Raw genomic sequence first — 19,276 nt, forward strand, 5'->3', positions numbered from 1 at the left:
CCGACACTGTCCACGTCCGGCTAATTAAATATTATTACTCCCGGAGACGGGGTGTCGCCTGGCCTACTTGCCCCAGAAGGGGTCGCGGTTGCGCTGTTTCTCGAGGTACTGGTTGAGCGCCTCGCGTTCGTCGCCGGGGATCTCCTCTATCAGTTCCTGTTCGAGGATCTTGGCGTGTTTCTCGGGCAGGTAGATCCAGAGTTCGTCGCCCTCCTCGATGTCGCGGCCCACCGTGGGGCCGTCGATGGAGACGGCGACCTGATCGCCCATGCGGGCCTCGTCGATGTCCTCGCCAGCGTCCTGGATGGACTTCAGGCGGCCGACCCGCTCGAACTGGCCGTTCTCGAACGTCGCGACGTTGGAGTTGCGGGCGACGGTGCCGGTCAGCACCTCGACGCCGACGACGGCGGGGTCGTTCTGGCGGAAGGTGTGGTCCTGCAGGATCTGGAAGCGGGCGGGTCGCGTGATGTTCTCGAGGACCTGGGTCTGCTGGGCCCGCTCCATCTCCTCGACGTACTCCTCGTACTCCTCGACGAGCCGGTAGATGACGTCGTGTTCGAAGAGGCGGACGTCCTCCTGCTCTGCGAGTTTGCGGGCGTCGTCGAGCACGTCGACGGAGAAGGCGAGGATGACCTCGTGTTTCTCCTCGTCGGCGGTCTCGGCGACCCGGACGTCCCGGGGGGCCACGTCGCCGACCTCGGCGCGCACGATGGGGATCTCGACCTCGTCGAGGGTGCTGGCGATCGCTTCCAGGCTCCCGAGGGTGTCGGCCTTGACGACGACGCCCTGTTCCTGGGTCGTGACCTCGATCTCGGCCAGTTCCTGCTCGACCTCGGCGATGACGCCGCTCCGGTCGCGGTCGCGGATCACCCGGATGGGGGCGCCGGCCATCGCGTCGTCGAGGTCCGGCGCGGCGATCTTGACCCCCGCGGCGGCCGAGACGGAGGGGACCTTCTCGAAGGCCTTCTCGGTGCGGATCTCCGAGAGGGGTTTGGGCTGGAGCAGCGCGCGCACGTCGGTCGTGATCGGCGCCTCGAGGCCGCCGACGACGATCTCGTCGTCCTCGCTGATCGTCCCGTCGTAGAGCACGGCGTCGACGGTCGTCCCGAACCCCTGGGCCTCCTTGACCTCCAGCACTGTGCCGGCGCCGGGCCCGTCCACGTCGATCTGCATCTCGTCTTTCATGTACCGCTGGGACAGGCCCATCAGGACGGTGAGGAGGTCGGGGACGCCCTCGCCGGTCATCGCCGAGACGGGGACGACGCCGACGTTGTTCTGGAAGTTCTGGACGCGCCAGTACATGTCGGCGGCGAAGTCGTGATCGGCGAGTTCGCCGATGATGCCGTAGAGGCGCTCGTTCAGGTCGCCCTGGACCCGCTCGGACTGTTGCTCCATGCTCTCCTGGATCGGGACGCCCTCGTTGGGGTTCCAGCCGGGGACGGTGTCCACCTTGTTAGCGGCGACGATGAAGGGCGTCTGGGTCCGCTTGAGGATGTCGACGGCCTCCTCGGTCTGGGGCTGGAAGCCGTCGTTGACGTCGACGACGAGGACGGCGATGTCGGCGAGCGCGCCGCCACGCGAGCGCAGCGTCGAGAAGGAGTGGTGGCCGGGCGTGTCGATGTACAGCAGGCCGGGCAGGTCGAAGTCGGTGGGGTCGACGAGTTCGCCGGCCATCTCGGAGATGGTCGAGAGCGGCACGGCCGTCGCGCCGATGTGCTGGGTGATCGCCCCCGCCTCACCCTCGCTCACCGCGGAGCCGCGAATCTTGTCCAAAAGCGTGGTCTTTCCGTGATCGACGTGGCCGAGCACCGCGACGATGGGCGTCCTGAGGGTCGCGTCGCCCGTCGCGTCGGCGTCGGCTTCTGTAGAGTCAGACATTGGCGCATCACCCTCGAGAATTCGTACCCGATATCAACCCTGCGCGCCATTTAATGCTTCTATTTCCGTCCCCCGGTCGCGGACGGGACAGCCGCTGGCCGTCCCGCGTCGCGCCAGCGTCAGACCCGCGTCACACGCCCCGTGGCGTTTATGTGAGTGGAATACACTACCCCGTGTATGGCAGAGATACTGGCGGAGAACCTCTCGGGGAAGGCCGTCATGGGCTCCGACGGCAAGGACCTGGGAATGCTGTACAACATCACGATGGACGCCAAATCCGGGCGACTCGAGAACCTCGTGGTCGAACCCGACGAGATGCTTCGCGAGTCGTCGTTCCCCACCGACGAACGCGGCCGCCTGCTGGTCCCCGTCACCCGCGTCCAGGCCGTCAAGGACCACATGATCGTTCAGCACTAGACGACTCTTCTCGATGTACGTTCTCGATTCGTCGGCGTTTATCAACGAGTACCACACCGAAGAGCCCATCGCGTCGATCCCGCTCGTCCGCGAAGAACTCGAAGACGAGAGCGCCTACCGCTTCGACGCGCTCGAGGGCTCCGGCATGCACCTCCACATCCCCGAAGAGGAGACGGTGGAACGGATCGAACGCGCCGCCCGCGAGACCGGCGACCTCGCCGAACTCTCCCGGACGGACGTGCGGCTGATCGCCGCGGCCTTCGAACTCGATTCGCGACTGGTGACCGACGACTACGCCATGCAGAACGTGGCGGAGAAACTCGACGTGGCCGTCGAGGTCATCGCCCGCGAGGGCATCTCCGAACAGCGCGACTGGCTGTTCCAGTGCAGCGGCTGCGGGCGCGAGTTCGACGACAACCACGACCGCTGTCCGATCTGCGGGAGCGACCTCTCGCGGAAGAACCCGGCCTAGGCTTCTGGAATAAGAGTTCAGAACCATTCTTAGCCCGTTTAGTGTCGTACCGTGTCGAAGTACAATATAGTTCGATGCCGAAATATATAGCCGACCGTGTCTTTCCTACGATTAACTCCCTGACGACACCCGCTGCTGTGGTGTCGGGGGAAGCGGTCAATGGTGGGGAACACCGGCGGAAATGTACGACGGACCACTACAAAGCCTTCAAAGCCGCTGAGAAGTGGTACGAACTGGCTCGCCGACGTGGGCGAGCCCACTCGTACTCCCGAACACCGCGAACTTGATATGGAGGCGACAGTCGCTCACGAACAGACGGAAACCGAGGAATATCTCCCCATCACCGACGAAGGTAATGATCTCCCAGACAGCGATTAGTATGCGAAAATTTGGCGTATGAGCTACCGAACAATCTAAAAGTCGTACATAGCATTTTCATATGCCTCAATTCGGTCAAGCGCTACATGGGTTATGAGCATAGCTGCCCAGGCTAGTGAACCAAAGAATAACACGTTCGGCCCAAGGCTTCCTATAAACCCATAGAGCTGAAGGATGCTGTACCCCCACAAAACGACCCAAAAACCGAGGGCCAAGAAATAAATTCCAACTGCTATTCCCGGTAGATCATCGGAACTTGACTCATCGTTTTCTTCTGGATACCCTCTCGTGAAATTGAGAACAAATGCAGAAATGGCACAGGAAACTGCTGCTAGAACTAAAATCAGCTTTGATGATGCCAGCGTGGACAAATAGACGTAATTAATGACTGGCACAAAAACTAACAGATAATTGGCCTCCCGAATCAGAGCGTTTAGCTCCCGAACAATCATGGGTCGAGAGTCAGTCCGCTCAGACTCCCGGGGAATAGCCTGTAGATGGTTTCGCCAGGTTTCACAGTACAGTCATAGTTCAGAGTGTCAGCATCACGCTGAATTACGAGAACAGCTTCTTCCAGCGTTTCACGGTTCCAGCCCGCCTGAGCGCGTCCATCAATAAATTCTACATCAAATCTATAGGTGTCAGCGTCTTCTATTCTCTCTACGAAATCAGATACCGTATCTTGTACCTCATCATCGTCGCCAACAGTAACGAGGAAGGGACTCTCGTCTAATATGGTAGCATATATTCTCGAATAATCTACAGATTCGTCGGAATATTCATCATCAAGATTCAGGAAGACAGCCCTCAAGTAACCGTCTTCATTGTAGTATCCAGAGCTTGCCATATGGATGGAAGTGTAAGCGTCGTTGTGGTCCCCACCTACAGCATTCTCAACATAATCTTCGGCAATATCTTTTTTATAATCCTTCATCTCATCCCGAGAGAACTTCCGAATATGCCATGCTCGGTCGATAGATAGACTTCTTTCAAGGAGTTTGATGTATGTGCTACTAAGATACTGGCTAAAGAATTCTACTGTCTCTTCTATCTCATCCTCAGAAAGTACTAAACTGGTGGCTTCTCGAATCTTGTTTGGGTCTCCACTAAAGAGGCGATGTTGGGTTTCGAAGGTTTCAACGATTTCTCCAACGAACTCCTGACGTTCCTCGCCCCCTAGCGCATCCAGATTCAGCTCAAGTCGGCTTTCAGAATCATCAATATCTATGAGTGAATGTTCGCGACCTCGTTCAACTAGCCTTAACTCTTCTATCTCAGATAAGTCAACTTCAGAAGAGGGTACATTGTCCCGGACGATACGTTTGGCTTTATTCCACATTAATTCTCAAGAGGTTACTGTTCTTCTTTCTGCGACTTCACGTACTCATGAATCTCAGCATAGTCGTCTTTAATAAACTCTGTAGAACCTTCTACTACGCCACCAAACTCATCGATGTGTATTTCTTCCTCCTTGTAAAGTGACGTGACACGTTCCTCAGATTCTTGGTCGATAATGTAATTATCTTCGTCTAACGTCTTACCGAACTGCTCTAGCACTGTCTCGGCCGCGCTGGGACCGAACGTAATTTCAGGTGACATAGTCTGTCGAGACAGCCTCGTGGGTTCTAACTCATAGACCCGGCCAAATATATCTTTATGGCTCAGTAGATTTTGTGCTGGTAGCCGAGATCCGGTCGGATAGACATGGAAACGAGGCGTATCTCGCCATCTGGATGTTTTGACCAGGGTTCCTGAGGTTCGATTGAACCACTGTGATTCGTACGTGCTGGACTGTATCTTTCCTTCCTTACTCATCCACTTTCTTCAATACCCATCCGTTCGAGGAGTGCGTGGATTGTATCGATTTTTGCCCTGCGTGTCGGCTTGTTCAGTTTCACCCACTCCACCGTCTCGGGATACTCGTCGCCGCCGTCCATCCACGTCCAGAACGATTTAACGACGCTCTTGTAGGTGTAGAGGGTGTTCTAGTTGTCGTATTACGAGTGAAGCCACTCCACGAGGTCTTTCACATCCGATTTCACCATTTCGTCAAACGGGCGGTCGCCGACACGCTCAGCGAGGATCTTTCAATCGTCTGAGATTTTCGATAGCGTGGAGTTTTTTAGTACGTCGAGAATCTTGTCGCACTTGTAGTCGGCAATGAGTTGCTTGTTACGTGGGTAGATAGAATCCGGCCCCTGTATGCTGCTGAGGATTTCGGCGACCCGTTTCTTAAAGTCGTCGTTAGGCATGAGAGAGATGCGCGCTCAGAGGAGAGAAGTTGTGAACGCTTTGTCTGGAAGCCCGGCCTAGGCCCGGTGTGTTCGCTCGGTCTGGTCCAGCCCCAGATCGATCAACTGCCGGACGACCTCCTCTTCGGTGAGGTCGTACTCCCGGGCCAGGGACTCGACCTCGCGTGCGAGGTCGTCGTCGCACACGACCGTGTATTGGGCTGGCATACCTCGCAGTTCGCGGCCGGTTCGCATAAAAACCCGTCAGACAAACGTCTCACGCCCGCTCGGCCTGGTTCCGCCCAGTTGGCGGTGGAACGTGGCGCGGGACGGGTCAGGCCGCCGGAATCTGCCCCGTCGCCTGGAGGTAGACCGCGAGGAACTGGACGGCGTTGAACGCCCCGTGGACGAGGATGGGGACCACCAGGTTCTCGGTCCGGTAGTAGACGTACCCCAGCAGCAGGGAGAGGACGAAGATGACCACGAGGGTCGTCAGCGTCCCCAGCGGGTTCGCGCTGGCGTACTGGCTGAAGTGGACCGCAGCGAAGACGACGGCCCCGAGGACGATGGCCGCGTGACCCGAGAACGACTCGTAGAGGTACTTCTGGAGCACGTTCCGGTAGGCCAGTTCCTCGACGGGGGCGATGACCAGGATCGAGAGCGCGACGAAGTACAGGGCCAGCGTCGGATTCTCCATGGCTCGCTGCTGGATCTGGGACTCCGAGGAGGGGAGGCCGAGCTGTTCGACGAGCGCGCTGACGGCCCCGAGCAGGAAGAGCAGCGCCAGCAGGCCGCCGACCGTCACGAGGACATCGCGACCCGACGGAATCTCGAGGTCGAGGTAGTCGAGTCCCAGATCGCGGACGGAGAGATAGAGGGCGACGAACGCGACGGAACCGAGATAGCCGAGCGTCGTCACGATGCTGAACTCGAAGGCCGTCTCCGGCGGGTAGAGCGGGAGCGCGAGCAACTGTCCGGCGAACAGCCCGACGAAGGCGCCCGCACCGATCGCGAGCGCGACGACGAGTGCCTTCGACTTCTCCCAGAAGGCGTCGTCGGGCACGGCCCGGTAGTCGGCGTACGCGACGGCGATACTGCCCAGCCCAGCGATCGCCGTGATCGGCAGGCCGATGCCCACCTCGGGGACCACGTCCGTGCCGATGGCAGGTTCCATCAGCCGGAACAACGCGAAAGCCACGAGCGCGGCCGACGAGAAGGCGGCCAGCGGCGCCCCGACCTCCCGATCCAGCGCGCCGTGTCGACGCAGGAAGAAGGCGAATGCGGTGGCCACCCCGAAGACCGCACCGACGACGCTGCCCTCGACGCCCGGGACCGCGACGAGCGGTGGGTCGCCGGTCCAGGGGAGCAGACAGCCCGCGAGGGCGAACCCAGCCAGTACCAGCCCGGTCGCCGGTGTCGCGGTCGTCTGCGGCGTCGGTTCGCCGACCGACTCAGCTGTTGCCATTGCCTGACGTGACGACGGCTGGCGGTTTAGGGACTGCGTTTCGCGGTCCCAGCGGACGAGCGTTCAGTCGATCACGAGTTCGGTCTTCTCGGCGACCGCGTCGGCCTCCGCGAACTCGCCGCCGCCCAGCAGGCCGCGAGCCGCCTTCTTTCCCCACTCGACGGCGGGCTGGGTGAACGTCTCGACGTTCGCGAGTTCGCCGTAGAGGATACAGGCCGCCTCCATCGCGTACAGCAACTCGCCGACCCCGCGGGCGTCGAGGCGGTCGATCTCGATCCGCACCGACGGCCGTCCCGCCGCCGCGAGGCTGGCCTCCGTGGCTTCGAACTCCGCGTCGAGCAACTCGCCCAGCGTCGAGCCGCCGAGGTAGGACAGTCCCTCGACGTCGGTCTCGGGGATCTCTCGGTCCGCGCGCTCGCGCGGGCGTACCATCGTCACCAGTTTGTCCCGCGGACCGGCACGATAGAGCTGGAGCTGGGAGTGCTGGTCGGTCGCCCCGAGCGCCCGCGCCGGGGTCTGGCCCACCCCCTCCTTGCCGAGGCTCTCGGCCCACAGTTGCGCGAACCACTCGGCGAAGTACTCCAGGCGCTCGGCGTAGGGGAGGACGGCGTTGATCGACGCCCCGCGCTGGGCGAGCGCGTAACTCACCGCGCCGTAGGCGTAGGCCGGACAGGAAAAGAGGGAATCAGACAGGGAGTCGGCGGCCACCTGTCCGCCGGCGAGCAGCCCCTCGATATCGTGGCCCTGGATCGCCGCCGGGACCAGACCCACGGGCGACAGGGCGGAGAAGCGGCCGGGGACCCCCTCGGGCACGTCCAGCGCGGGCATGTCGTGGCGGTCGGCCAGATCCCGGAGCGGTCCCTCCTCGCCCGTGGTGACGACGGTCCGCTCGGTCCAGTCGACGCCGGCCGACTCCATCGCGTCGCGGACGACGAGGAAGTTCGAGAGCGTCTCGGCGGTGGTCCCCGACCGCGAGACGACGTTGACGGCCGTGTTGTCGAGCGGGAGGTCGGCCAGCGTCTCCCGGACGGCGGCGGGGTCGACGTTGTCGAGAACGTACAGCGGCGGGGCGTCGGCCCGGTTCCCGTCGGCGTTCAATCCCCCCAGCGCCTGGGAGACGGTCGCCGCGCCGAGCGCGCTGCCGCCGATGCCCACCGTCAGGATCGCCTCGGCGTCGGCGACGGGTTCGACGGCGCTCTCGATGGCGGCGGCGTCGGTCCGCTCGGGCAGGTTCAGCGAGGCGTAGCCGAACTCGCTGTCCGCTCGACCGGCGGCGATGCGTTCGTGTGCCCGTGCCACGTCCTCGTCGAGGCGCTCCAGCGCGTCGCGGCCGATCCCCGGGTCGGCCTCGGAGGCGAGCGCGTTGCCGATGTCCACGTGCATACGCGTCTGTGCTCGCCGGGCGCGCAAAACGCTGCTGTTCTCGCGGTGGAATCGCGTGGCTTTTCGGGGCCGGTCGCCTACCGGCTGCCAATGGCCGGCGAGCAGGACGCGAGCGACGACGAGCGGGCATATCGGGGACTGTTCGGCGCGTTCCCCTACGCCTTCCGGGTGAGCGACTCGCGGTTGTACCGCTCGTACGTCGTGATCGGGGGACTGCTGGCGACTCTGACCGCGCTCGCCTTTGCGGTGTCGGTGATGGTCCAGCTGGGCAACTCCGTCGGAACACCCGGTGGCGTGTTCACCTTCTCCAGGGCGTTCATCATCTTCGTGGGCGCCCTCGTGTTCGCACCGCTAGTCGCCCCCGTACTGTATTTCGCCCGTCGCCGCCGGATACAGGGTGCCGGCCTCGACGGCCGGTACGACCTGGCGATGGGCATCGCGGGCTACGCGTTCATTTTCGCGCTGTACGTCGGGCTCGTCATCTCCATCCCCGAGTGTTACAACTTCGGCGATGAGGTTACCTGTCGCGACCCGGCGAGTGGCCTCTTTGCCCCAGTTATTCGGGTGCTCTATGCACTACCCTCGATCACGGGACTGGTACCCCCGACGCTGGCGGGTCTCGCCATCGTCGCCGTCGACCGACTGTTCCGCTAATCGCACTCGAAACGCGGAAACCGCGCGAGCCCCCAGCTGGACGCATGAAAGACGCCACGTTCCTCGTCACGGCCGCAGACGACGGGTCGGCGGTCCTGCGAGACGTCGCGGACGGGCAGGTCCACACCCTGGCGACGAACCCGGGGGTCGAGGCCGGCGAGATCCTCGACGCCAGCATCGAGCCGGAACCGCCGCTGGAGGTCGCCTGGCAGGTGGTGGAACTCACCGATCAGCGGACCGTCCCGGTCGAACGGAGTCCGGAGCCGCCGACCCGCCAGGAGCGCGAGATCGCCGCCGACCAGTCCGTGGGCGAGGTCACGCGACAGGAGCGCGCCGGGATCGGCGAACTGCACGTGATCACGGTGCCCGACGGGGAGGCCGAGGACGCGGCCGCCGACGTGCTCGAGGACGAGGAGACCCTCGCCCGGGCAGCGCGGCTCGGCGTCGACCGCGTCGAGGTCCGCGCGGCCGACGAGACGGTCAGCGTCCGCTACCTCCCCTGAGGGGCGCGCCGAACCGACGCCCGGCGAGGGCGCAGACGGGAAGCGGCCGTAGGCGCTTCCTACCGCCCCTTAAATATTGCCGGATTCTGACGGCTGTACTCTTATGCAGTATGATACGCCAGTGTACGATGAGCCCGAGGAGGGGGCGTAGGGGGTCGACGAAACGTGTCTCTCTCACCGTACGTGGTAGCGCTCGGCGTGCCAGTGGCGCTCGCTTCGGCGTTCGTCGCGGAGACGTGGCGACGCTGTAGCGAGCCGGGGACGAGAGCCCTGCGGCTGCTTCTCGTCTCGATCGTCCTGTGGGCCGGCGGCGTCGCGCTCGCCTTTACCGCCGGCGACGAAGCGACGTGGTCGTTCTTCGAGCGGGTCGCCTGGACGGGGATGATCGGCGTCCCGCTGACCTGGGTCGTGTTCGCGCTCCAGTACACGGGATACGGCGACAGCGTGACCCGGCGGTCGGTCGCACTGCTGTCGCTGCCAGCGGTCCTGATGCTCGCGCTGGTCTGGACGAACCCGCTCCACGAACTCGTCTGGTCGGGGACCGAACTCGTCCGGACCCAGGGGATCACGGTGGCCCGCCAGGCCAACGGGCCCGTCTTCTGGGCGTTCCTGGCCTACGCCTACACCCTGGTCCTGGCCGGCGTCGTCCTCCTGTTGCGACTCGTGTTCACGGCCGACCACCTGTTCGTAGATCAGGGGTTCGCGCTCCTGCTCGGAGTCTGTGTCCCCCTGGTCGCCAACATGGCCACCGTGAGCGGCCTGTCGCCCGTCCAGGGGCTGGTGGACCTGACGCCGTACGCCTTCACCGTCAGCGGCATCACGTACGGCTACGCCTTCTACCGCTCCGACCTGCTCGAACTCGTGCCGGCGACCAGACAGATCGGTCGCACCGCGGTCGTCCGGAACATGCGCGACGGCGTCATCGTCGTCGACGGGAGCGACGTGGTCGTGGACGTCAACCCGCTCGCCGAGAAGCAGTTCGGCCTGACGAACGAGGAATCGGTCGGGCGGCCCGTCCGCGAGGTGTTCGACGACCCGAGCTTCGACCTCCCCGCCGAGGAGGGCACCGTGGTCTGGTCGGCGCCCGGCCCCTTCGAGTACGAGGTGAAGGTCTCCGAGCTCTCCGACCAGCACGGCCACCAGCTCGGGCGCGTGCTCGTCCTGCGTGACATCACCGACCGGACGAACCGCCGCCAGCAACTGCAGGTCCTCAACCGCGTCCTCCGGCACAACTTCCGCAACGACATGAACGTCATCGACGTCTGCGCGACCCAACTCGTCGAGCGTCTCGAGGGGGAGGAAGCGGAACTGGCCAGCCGCGTCCGGACGGTCGCCCGCGACCTGACCGAGACGGGGACCAAGGCCCGCGAGATCGAGCAGATCATGTCCCGGCGGCACAACGACCCCCAGCCCATCGACCTGCCCTCGCTGATGACCCGCCAGCTCGACACGCTGCGCCACGAGTACCCCGAGGCCGAGATCGAGGCCGACCTGCCCGAGTCGCTGGAGATTCGCTCGACTGGCATCCTCGAATCCGTGCTGGAGAACGTCCTCGAAAACGCGATCGTCCACAACGACAGCGAGCGCCCGCACGTCTGGGTCACCGTCGACGCCGACGACGACACCGTCGACGTCGCCGTGGCCGACGACGGGCCCGGCATCCCGCGTCAGGAACGGGACGTCCTCGTGAAGGGGACCGAGACGCCGCTCGAACACGGGAGCGGACTCGGCCTCTGGCTCGTCAACTGGGGCGTGTCGATGCTCGGCGGCGAGATCGAGTTCCGCGACCGCGTCCGGTTCGGCGAAGACGAGGACGTACGCGGCAGCGTCGTCACCATCTCGATCCCCCGATCCGGGCCGACGATGCACTCCTCGCCCGATCGATCGCCGATCGACGCGGACTGATCGGCGAGTCGCGTTCGGTCCCGCCCGTGTGAGCGACGAGATAAGAAGGCTTATTCAGGGCTGTTGCACACGGTGGCGTATGGTGGAGTTCGAGGTACCGGGAGTCGGAGACGGGGGCGGATCCGGATGAGCGCTATTACCGACCTCCCGGACCGGTTCCCCGACGTCGACTACACGCGGTACACGAACCGACAACTCGCGGCGATTCCGCTCGCCGTCCTCGCCGTCGCGCTGGCGATCCTCGCGGTCTGGTACGTCACGACTGGCGTCCCGGTGGCGCTGGGGATCGAGTTTACCGGCGGGACCGAGGTACAGATCCAGACGAGCGACTCGCAGGCCCAGGTCGAGAGCAACCTCCAGGGGCTGGACCCGACGATCCAGCCCGTCGCCGGGACCAACGAGTACATCGTGACGACCCAGCAGACCGACGGGGTCAGGGGCGCGATGACGAACAACGGGTACGAGATCGCATCCTTCAGCGAGACATCGCCGAGCTTCGGCGGCGACTCGGTCCGGCTGACGCTGATCGGTCTCGGGATCGCCTTCGTCGGGATGAGCCTGCTGATCTTCCTGCTCTTTCGCACGTTCGTCCCGTCGATCGCCATCGTCATCTCGGCGTTTTCCGACATCGTGATCCCGCTCGCGCTGATGAACGTCCTCGGGATCAAGCTCTCGCTGGGGACCGTCGCCGCCCTGTTGATGCTGATCGGTTACAGCGTCGACTCCGACGTGCTGTTGAACAACCACATCCTGCGGCGGCGCGGGGACTTCTACGAGTCGGCCTACCGGGCGATGCGGACCGGTGTGACGATGACGCTGACCTCGATCGCGGCGATGACCGTAATGACGATCACCGCGTCACTACTGGCGATTCCGCTGCTCCCCCAGATCGGGTTCATCCTGGTGCTGGGGCTGTCGGCCGACCTGATGAACACGTATCTGCTCAACCTGAGCCTCCTGCGCTGGTACAAGTACGAGGGGGTCACACGATGACGGAGGTGAACCGATGAACGTTCGCGAGAACTGGCGGATCGCCCTGCTCGTGATCTTCACGATCGCGAGCGCCGCTGTACTGTTTGGCCCGTTCGTCGCCGCGACGGCGACCGGGGGCGACGAGGTGAAGCCGGTCAACCTGAACTACGGCCTGGACCTCTCCGGAGGGACCCAGATCCGCGCACCGCTGATCGGGATGACCGCGGAGGAAGTCGAGTACACCCAGGAGACGGACCTCACCGAGGCCCAGCAGGGCATCGCCGAGGACCTCGGCGTCCCACAGAGCGACGTGCAGTTGCGACTCCCACAGCAACAGGGCCAGCAACAGCAGACCCAGGCCCTGGGGACCGCCGAGGTGTTCTCGAAGAACGTCACGCGGGCCGAGTTCGCCAGCGCCCTGCAGAACAACGGGTTCGACGTCTCCGAAGACCAGATCAGGGACGGCGTCACCGCCCAGACCAGAGAGACGGTCGTGAACGTCCTCAACGACAAGATCAACGAGGGCGGCATCACGGGCGGGACCGTCAAGACCGCCGCCGCCGGCAACAACTACTTCGTCATCGTCGAAGTGCCCAACGCTGATCGGAGCGAGGTCGTGAACCTGATCTCCGGGTCCGGCCAGGTGAGCATCGACGCCCACTACCCGGTCCGTGAGAACGGCACGACCACCTACCAGCGCGAGACGCTGCTCACCAACGAGGACTTCACGAACGTCGGCGCGGCCGAGCAGGCCGATCAGGGCACCAACCAGCCCCACGTCTCGGTGTCGCTGACCGAGGAGGCGGCGCCGCGGTACTCCCAGGCGCTCCAGGAGTTCGGCTTCACCGCCGAAGGCGTCGGGAGCTGTCCGCCCAACGCCGATCAGGACCCCGACAACGCCACCGGGCACTGTCTGTACACGGTCCAGAACGGCGAGGTCGTCTACGCGGCCTCGATGAGCCAGGACCTCGCCACCACGATGAACAACGGCGAGTTCGCTTCCAACCCATCGTTCGTCATGACGACGGGGAACTACAGTGAAGCACAGCAGCTCTCGGTCAACCTGCGCGCCGGCACGGTGCCGGCCGAACTGGACCTGGACAACGGGACCACCTACACCCTGTTGCCCTCGGTCGCAGACCGGTTCAAGCTGTTCTCGCTGTTGGCGGGGCTGATGGCCTGGCTGGCGGTCAGCGGGGTCGTCTTCGTCCGGTACGGGAGCCCCCGGGTCGCGGTGCCGATGCTCGGAACGGCCGCCGCCGAGGTGTTCCTGCTGCTTGGCTTTGCCTCGACCATCGGCCTGGCGCTCGACCTCTCGCACATCGCCGGGTTCATCGCCGTGATCGGGACGGGGGTGGACGACCTGATCATCATCGCCGACGAGATCCTCCAGGAGGGGAAAGTCGCCACCGGCAAGGTGTTCCAGAGCCGCTTCCGCAAGGCGTTCTGGGTCATCGGCGCCGCGGCGGCGACGACCATCATCGCCATGAGTCCGCTGACGCTGTTGAGCCTGGGCGACCTCACCGGGTTCGCCATCGTCACCATCGTCGGCGTCCTCCTGGGCGTGCTCGTCACCCGCCCGGCCTACGGTGACATCCTCCGCAACCTGATGCTCAGCGCCGAAGAGCGCGAACGGTTCCGCGAGGAGTGACCACCGGCCGCCACCGCGGCCCCGCCGGTATTCTCAGTCGTTGAAAACGCTCCCGACCTTTTGTAGTGAGACGGGTCCTACGTTCAGCTGCAGCCACCCCACACTGCCACGGTGCCGGAACACTCCCCCACACTCCGTCCCGACACCACCCCCACCCTCGTTCCCAACACCACCCACCTTTCGTTTTCACGACCGATAGCGACGGGTCGAGACGGGCCACTCAGAACTCCGAGAGAGCGGCCTGTTCGGCGGCCGCGAGGACGTCGTCGCAGGTCGACCAGGAGCGCCGGGCACAGGGCGGGAGGTCGCCGTGGTCGGCGACGTACGCCCGGAGGAACTCGCGAGTCGCCGGATCGCTCGGGTAGCCGCTGCCGAGGTCGTCGTACGCGGGGTAGTCGGCCGCGAGCGCGTCGACGTGGGCGTCCCGTGCGACCTTCGCGAGGACGCTCGCGGCCCCGACGAGGGCGTGGGCGCCGTCGGCCCCGTGTTCGGCGGTGATCGCGACGTCGGCCCCGATCCGGTCGCCCACGCGGCGGCCGAAGCGCGCGGCGTCGGTGTCCCCCGCGTCGACCACGCCCGCGTCGCCGTCGCGTGCGACCGCGTCGAGCGCCTCGGCCTGCGCGGCGACGGTCAGCGCGTTCATGTCCGTCTCCGGGTCGTCGATCCGCGCCGTCGTGATCTCGGCGACCGCGCTCTCGACGCGCTCGTCGGCTCGTAGTTGCGCCGCCAGGTCCTCGCGACGAGTCGGCGTGAGATTCTTCGAGTCGTCGATCCCGTCCGGGAGCGCGGCGGGGTCGGCCCTGACCGCGGCGGCGAACATCGACCCCAGCACGGGTCCCTTGCCTGCCTCGTCGACGCCGAACTGCATGGCTCACGAGTGGACCGGTCGGCTCAAAAAAGACGCGGGTCGCGCGGGGCGTCCGCCTCGATCGAGCGCGGCTCAGTCCAGCTCGACCTGTTCGATCTCGTACTCACCGAGTTCGGGAACTTCGAGGTCGGGCTCCTCGATCTCGTGGTCCCCGATCTCAGGCTCGGGTTCCTCGTCAGAAGCCGCCTCGCGTTCGATCTCGCGAACCGCCTCGCGCCAGTCCGCGTAGTCGTGTAGATGATGACACATTGTGACACACCTCGTCGGACGGAGGATCCGGACCGGCGTAAGGGTTGTTGCGGGTCGCTCAGCTCCCGTCGCCGTCGGCCGACCGGAAGTACTCCGGGCGGGCGAACGGTTCGTCCTCACCTTCGACGTCGGTCACGTCCAGCGCAGTGACGACCGCGCCCGTGCCGAGCAGGCCGGCGAGACTCGGCTCGGTCCGGCCCTCGTCGCCGCTGACGAGTTCCTTCACGTAGAGGCCTCCCTCGCCGCGAATCTCGAGTTCGGCTTCGGTCTCGCCCGTGAGTTCGCCCTCGATCTCGTACACCTGGCGAGTCCGGGTGACGTCCGCGCGGCGGTGCGTGACGCGCTGGGGCGTGTCCTGGTGGATCGTCGCGCCGTCGAGTTCGTCGAGTGCCGCCGCGAAGGCGTCCTCGCTCACGGGTTCGTCGAGGGCCACGTCCATCCGGTAGGTCTTGTTCGCGTCGAGTTCCTTGACGCGCTCGACCATGTCGTGGGCCGCCAGGCGCAGGTCGTCGACCGCGACCTTCCCGTCGGCGAAGTCGTCGATCTCGGCTTCCAGTTCGGCGGGCTCGACGTCGCGGGTCCGGGGCTCTTTGACCTCGATCACGAACGGGCGGCCGGAGCCGACCATCTTCGCGTCGACGTCCTCCCGACCGGCGCCGTGGAAGACGGCTTCCTCGCCGTCCATCGCTTCCAGCACGACCGGGGCGGTGAGTTGCTCGACGCTCTCGTCGTACCGGAAGCCCGAGCCGCCGCAGCCGTCGCAGGTGTCGCCGCGTTTCCGCCCGGTCCCGCCGCAGTCGTTGCAGGGCCACTTCGTCTGGGGAATGTCTCGCTCGAGCTTGCGGTAGCGCCCGTAGACGAACGCGGAGTTGACCTGCACCTCGAGTTCGTCGGTCGCCAGGTCGAGCAGGACCAGCACGTCAGGGCGCTCGAAGTCGACCTCGGCGTCGGCCTTCGCGCCCAGGCGCTTGCCCACTTCCCTGTTGAGTTCGGTCTTGAGCGCTTCGCCGGCCTCGGGGTCGAGGCCGATCTCCTCGCGGAGCAGTCGGTCGTTCTCCTCGAGCAGCGGCGGCACCTTCGTCCCGGTCTGGTAGGTGGCGAACTCGTAGGGGGCGACGGCGTGGGCGGCGCGTTCGGCCCACTCCTCGTAGCGGTCGCTCTCGCCCTCGCAGACCCAGCAGGGGCCGTCGGGTTCGAGGTCGCTCACGTCGGCGTCGTCCTCGAGGGCGACGGCGACCCGGAGCGAGCGGCCGCGCTCGTCGTTGGTCAGCCCGAAGCTCCGGTCGGCGACGAGCCGCCCGAGACAGGCGTCACAGAGCGGGCCGGTGTCGAGGGCCCGGCGGGCGGTCTCCAGCACAGTCATTGTCGTCTCCTGGGGTGGGGCGCCTAACTCCCTTTCCTTTGCCACCGGGCGAGCGATTCCGGAGCGACAGGCGGCGACAGGGTTATTGCCGTAGCGGTAGCCTCTTCTTGGGGATGCCGGGGGAGCTCTCGATCCGCGCGTACGAGCCGCGGGACTACGAGAGCGCCAGGGCCGTCCACGTCGCCGCGCTCCAGGCCAGCCCGGCACCATACACCCCCGGCGGTCCGGCCGACAGCGAGTTCGACACGGCGGTCGAGGCGGCCATGCGCGGCGACGGGCAACTGCTCGTCGGGGCCGTCGGCGGGGCCATCGTGGCGCTCGGCGGGCTCGTCCGCCGCGACAGAGAGAGCGGAGTCGTCACCGCGCTCCGCGTCCACCCCGACCACCAGGGCCGGGGCTACGGCGCGGCGATCCTGGGCGCGCTCGAAGCGGGGGCGCAAGGACGGGGGTATCGACTGCTCTTTCACTACGCGGACGCGCGCCAGACGGGCGGCCGGCGGCTCTTCGAGCGCCGGGGCTGGACGATGGTGGATCGAGCGTCCTACGGCCCGGACGCAGAGGTCGTCAGGTATCGCAAGCGAGTGTGACCGCCCAGCGAGTCACCGGTGTCGGTCAGGACCGATCGGCGAGCGTCGTCCTGAGGTTGTAGGGCTTCTGGCCGGTGAGCCACTCGTAGGTGTTCTCGATGCTCGTGAGGTTCGCGCGGACGCCGTCGTGGTCGGTCCGCAAGAGGACGTTCGTCGCGCCCTCGAGCGTCGGGCTCTCCTCGCAGTTCCAGAACAGCGGGTCGTCGGTCCCTCGCAGCGTGTAGTAGTCGACGTCACCCGGCGTCTCGTCTTGGTTCAGGACGGCGAGCGGGTGGTCGTCGAGCTGGGCGTGATCCCGGCGGAGGAACTCGCTCATCTTGTAGGTCCCGCCGGTGAGGCCGGCGGAGGCGGCGTAGGAACTGAGGACCGTCCCGTGGTTCGCGCCGGCCATGAACACGCAGGCGTCGACCCAGTCGTAGCGGTCCTCGCGGTGGAGCCAGTAGCGCGTGCCGGTCACGCCGAGACTGTGCGCGACGACGGCCACGCGGTCGCTGCCGGTGTACTCGCGTACGCGGCCGACGAAGTCGTCGAGCTGGTCGGCCATCGCCTCGTGGCTCGGGCTCCCGTCGCCGAAGGTGATCGCCCAGAGGTCGTCGCCCTCGTGGGCGCGGTTCAGGAAGAACTCGGCGTAGGGCTCCCAGTCGCAGGCGTCGCGCTGGTTGCCGTGGACGAACACGACGGGGGTCTCGCTCGACCCGGCCTCGGTGTCGTGGTGCTCGTGGCCGCCCCAGCCGCCGTACGCCGGGGCGTCCCACGGTAATCGGTCGGTCGCCGTGCGGTCGTGCTGACAGTCGAGTCGACAGCCGCCGTTGCGGCGGCAGCGTCGCAGGCCGACGAGGTTCGACGTCAACTGCTGGAAGAGGGGCCGACTCCGTCCCGGGCCCCGATCGACTGACATACTCGAGTAGTGTGAACGTGTACCATATATATCTATCTCCTTACAACGGTGCGGTCCAGATGAAACGAACGTCTGACTGGTAACTGTGCATTCGTTGGGTTGAACGCCCCTTGCGGAACTCCGATATTAACTTAACGGGGGCGGTAAGCGTCGGCGCCCGACCCGGGGTCGCGGTCCCGACGACGGTTCGAGGCCGATCAGTCGGCGGTGCCGTCGGAGATTCCGTCGGCATCGGGTTCGAATCCGGCCGCGGCGTCGGCGGCGTCGCTGCCGGCGATGGTGAGTTCGCGCTGGGGGAACGGGATCTCCACGCCGTCGGCCCGAAAGGCCGCGTGGACGGCCTTGACCAGCCGGTGGGTGGCGCGGCCCCGCAGGATCGGGTCGTCGATCCAGCCGAGCAGTTCGACTTCGACGGCCGAGTCGCCGAACGAGCGGAACCTGACTCGCGGAGTCGGTCGCGCTTCGATCAACTCCTCGGCCGCGGCCACGTCCTGCAGGACGGTCTCGACGTGATCGAGGTCCGAGTCGTAGGCGACGCCGACCGGGACCCGGACCCGGCGCTCGGTGTGCGGCGTGGACTCGTTGACGATCAGCGCGGAGTTGAGGACGCTGTTCGGCACTGTGACGAGCATGTCGTCGCGGGTCCGGATCACGGTCGAGCGGATCGAGATGTCCTCTACCTGCCCCCGCTCGCCGCTATCCAGGACGACGAAGTCCCCGACGGCGTAGGTGCCGTCGGCGTACAGCGCGATGGAGCCGAAGAAGTTCGCGATGGTGTCCTTGGCGGCAAAGCCCACCACGATCCCGATGATCCCCGCCGAGGCCAGCAGGGGGGTGACGTCGACCTGCCACAGCGAGAGCAGGAAGAAGGTCGAGGCGCCGAGCACCAGCGCCGTCCAGACGTTCTGGAAGATCGGGAGGATCTTCCGGTCGAAGGAGACCTCGTCGGTCGCCGCCCTGGCCACGCGCCGGCCCAGCCGGGTCAGCGTCCACGCCCAGACCAGCACGAGCAGCGATAGCGTCCCCGCACGCACCGGGTAGCCGAGGGCGGCCACGTCCCAGACGACCGTCGCGGCGAGGTAGGTGCCCCCGATCAGGACCGAGACGTACAGCGGCGGGTGGATCGTCGCGAACACGACGTCGTCGACGTCGCCGTCGATGCGGACCGTCACCCGGCGGATGAGCGCGTCGCCGCCGACCCGGACGAGCCAGGCGACGGCCACCGAGCCACCCAGAATCAGGAACACGACCGCCCAGGGCGGGAGCCCCACCACCATCGCCTCGACCGCCGGCCGGAACGCCGTCGATTGCATGCGGTCCGTACGCCGCGTGAATATATAGCCGTGCTGTCGTGACAGATCGCCTCGTGACGTGTGCTGGCACGCGTCGATGGGATAAAGCG

Annotated in this window: 21 protein-coding genes; 8 read left to right on the plus strand and 13 right to left on the minus strand. The window is 65.4% G+C overall.

Translation table 11 applies throughout. The features are described 5' to 3' along the window. Positions 1-63 precede the first annotated feature (63 nt). On the minus strand, positions 64-1,878 hold the full coding sequence (infB, locus tag U5918_RS07430; protein ID WP_336000588.1) for a translation initiation factor IF-2: 1,815 nt from the start codon (positions 1,876-1,878) through the stop codon (positions 64-66). 177 nt (positions 1,879-2,055) lie between these two features. Between infB and U5918_RS07435 the strand changes: the two genes are divergently transcribed. Both U5918_RS07435 and U5918_RS07440 read left to right on the plus strand, forming a co-directional pair. Beyond that, entirely contained in the window at positions 2,056-2,295 is a 240-nt protein-coding gene (locus U5918_RS07435; protein WP_336000590.1) for a PRC-barrel domain-containing protein, read from the plus strand. Positions 2,296-2,308: 13 nt separating this feature from the next. Next, entirely contained in the window at positions 2,309-2,767 is a 459-nt protein-coding gene (locus U5918_RS07440) for an NOB1 family endonuclease (RefSeq protein ID WP_336000591.1), read from the plus strand. 413 nt (positions 2,768-3,180) lie between these two features. Here the strand turns inward: U5918_RS07440 and U5918_RS07445 are convergent, their stop codons facing one another. The 7 genes from U5918_RS07445 to U5918_RS07475 all read right to left on the minus strand — a co-directional run bounded on the left by U5918_RS07445 (position 3,181) and on the right by U5918_RS07475 (position 8,224). After that, positions 3,181-3,516 (minus strand): hypothetical protein, encoded by a 336-nt coding sequence (locus tag U5918_RS07445; RefSeq protein ID WP_336000592.1) that lies wholly within the window; start codon positions 3,514-3,516, stop codon positions 3,181-3,183. Positions 3,517-3,593: 77 nt separating this feature from the next. Next, positions 3,594-4,484 (minus strand): hypothetical protein, encoded by an 891-nt coding sequence (locus tag U5918_RS07450; protein ID WP_336000593.1) that lies wholly within the window; start codon positions 4,482-4,484, stop codon positions 3,594-3,596. A 14-nt stretch (positions 4,485-4,498) separates the two neighbouring features. Next, on the minus strand, positions 4,499-4,702 hold the full coding sequence (locus U5918_RS07455) for a hypothetical protein (RefSeq protein ID WP_336000594.1): 204 nt from the start codon (positions 4,700-4,702) through the stop codon (positions 4,499-4,501). Positions 4,703-4,956: 254 nt separating this feature from the next. After that, on the minus strand, positions 4,957-5,082 hold the full coding sequence (locus U5918_RS07460; RefSeq protein WP_336000595.1) for a hypothetical protein: 126 nt from the start codon (positions 5,080-5,082) through the stop codon (positions 4,957-4,959). Between the two features lie 372 nt (positions 5,083-5,454). Beyond that, a complete protein-coding gene (locus U5918_RS07465; RefSeq protein WP_336000596.1) occupies positions 5,455-5,604 on the minus strand; it encodes a CopG family transcriptional regulator in 150 nt (49 codons plus the stop codon). Positions 5,605-5,710: 106 nt separating this feature from the next. Then, a complete protein-coding gene (locus tag U5918_RS07470) occupies positions 5,711-6,841 on the minus strand; it encodes a CPBP family intramembrane glutamic endopeptidase (RefSeq protein WP_336000597.1) in 1,131 nt (376 codons plus the stop codon). Between the two features lie 63 nt (positions 6,842-6,904). Continuing rightward, positions 6,905-8,224: a glucose-6-phosphate isomerase gene (locus U5918_RS07475; protein WP_336000598.1), complete on the minus strand. Its 1,320-nt coding sequence runs from the start codon at positions 8,222-8,224 to the stop codon at positions 6,905-6,907. A gap of 90 nt (positions 8,225-8,314) precedes the next feature. Between U5918_RS07475 and U5918_RS07480 the strand changes: the two genes are divergently transcribed. The 5 genes from U5918_RS07480 (at position 8,315) to U5918_RS07500 (ending at position 13,909) form a co-directional block, all read left to right on the plus strand. Then, the gene (locus U5918_RS07480; RefSeq protein WP_336000599.1) at positions 8,315-8,878 is read left to right on the plus strand and encodes a DUF8056 family protein; all 564 of its coding nucleotides are present in this window, start codon (positions 8,315-8,317) and stop codon (positions 8,876-8,878) included. A 44-nt stretch (positions 8,879-8,922) separates the two neighbouring features. Then, on the plus strand, positions 8,923-9,381 hold the full coding sequence (locus tag U5918_RS07485; RefSeq protein WP_336000600.1) for a DUF5812 family protein: 459 nt from the start codon (positions 8,923-8,925) through the stop codon (positions 9,379-9,381). Between the two features lie 165 nt (positions 9,382-9,546). Next, positions 9,547-11,286, plus strand: a complete 1,740-nt coding sequence (locus U5918_RS07490; protein ID WP_336000601.1) for a histidine kinase N-terminal 7TM domain-containing protein — start codon at positions 9,547-9,549, stop codon at positions 11,284-11,286. 126 nt (positions 11,287-11,412) lie between these two features. Further along, positions 11,413-12,279, plus strand: coding sequence for a protein translocase subunit SecF (gene secF, locus U5918_RS07495; protein WP_336000602.1), 867 nt, complete (start codon positions 11,413-11,415; stop codon positions 12,277-12,279). A gap of 13 nt (positions 12,280-12,292) precedes the next feature. Next, positions 12,293-13,909, plus strand: a complete 1,617-nt coding sequence (locus tag U5918_RS07500; protein WP_336000603.1) for a preprotein translocase subunit SecD — start codon at positions 12,293-12,295, stop codon at positions 13,907-13,909. Between the two features lie 220 nt (positions 13,910-14,129). On the opposite strand, the gene rnhB is transcribed toward U5918_RS07500, so the two are convergent. The 3 genes from rnhB to U5918_RS07515 form a co-directional block, all read right to left on the minus strand. Next, positions 14,130-14,777: a ribonuclease HII gene (gene rnhB / locus U5918_RS07505; protein ID WP_336000604.1), complete on the minus strand. Its 648-nt coding sequence runs from the start codon at positions 14,775-14,777 to the stop codon at positions 14,130-14,132. 72 nt (positions 14,778-14,849) lie between these two features. Beyond that, a complete protein-coding gene (locus U5918_RS07510; protein ID WP_336000605.1) occupies positions 14,850-15,026 on the minus strand; it encodes a hypothetical protein in 177 nt (58 codons plus the stop codon). 58 nt (positions 15,027-15,084) lie between these two features. Continuing rightward, positions 15,085-16,389, minus strand: a complete 1,305-nt coding sequence (locus U5918_RS07515; protein ID WP_336000608.1) for a tRNA pseudouridine(54/55) synthase Pus10 — start codon at positions 16,387-16,389, stop codon at positions 15,085-15,087. Between the two features lie 113 nt (positions 16,390-16,502). Here U5918_RS07515 and U5918_RS07520 point away from each other — a divergent pair, with 113 nt between their 5' ends. Next, on the plus strand, positions 16,503-16,976 hold the full coding sequence (locus tag U5918_RS07520; RefSeq protein WP_336000609.1) for a GNAT family N-acetyltransferase: 474 nt from the start codon (positions 16,503-16,505) through the stop codon (positions 16,974-16,976). Between the two features lie 25 nt (positions 16,977-17,001). Here the strand turns inward: U5918_RS07520 and U5918_RS07525 are convergent, their stop codons facing one another. After that, the gene (locus U5918_RS07525) at positions 17,002-17,874 is read right to left on the minus strand and encodes an esterase/lipase family protein (RefSeq protein ID WP_336000610.1); all 873 of its coding nucleotides are present in this window, start codon (positions 17,872-17,874) and stop codon (positions 17,002-17,004) included. Positions 17,875-18,071: 197 nt separating this feature from the next. Beyond that, on the minus strand, positions 18,072-19,187 hold the full coding sequence (locus tag U5918_RS07530) for a mechanosensitive ion channel family protein (RefSeq protein WP_336000611.1): 1,116 nt from the start codon (positions 19,185-19,187) through the stop codon (positions 18,072-18,074). Positions 19,188-19,276 lie beyond the last annotated feature (89 nt).

This window comes from Halorientalis sp. LT38 (assembly GCF_037031225.1).
GTDB classification, from domain to species: Archaea; Halobacteriota; Halobacteria; order Halobacteriales; family Haloarculaceae; genus Halorientalis; species Halorientalis halophila.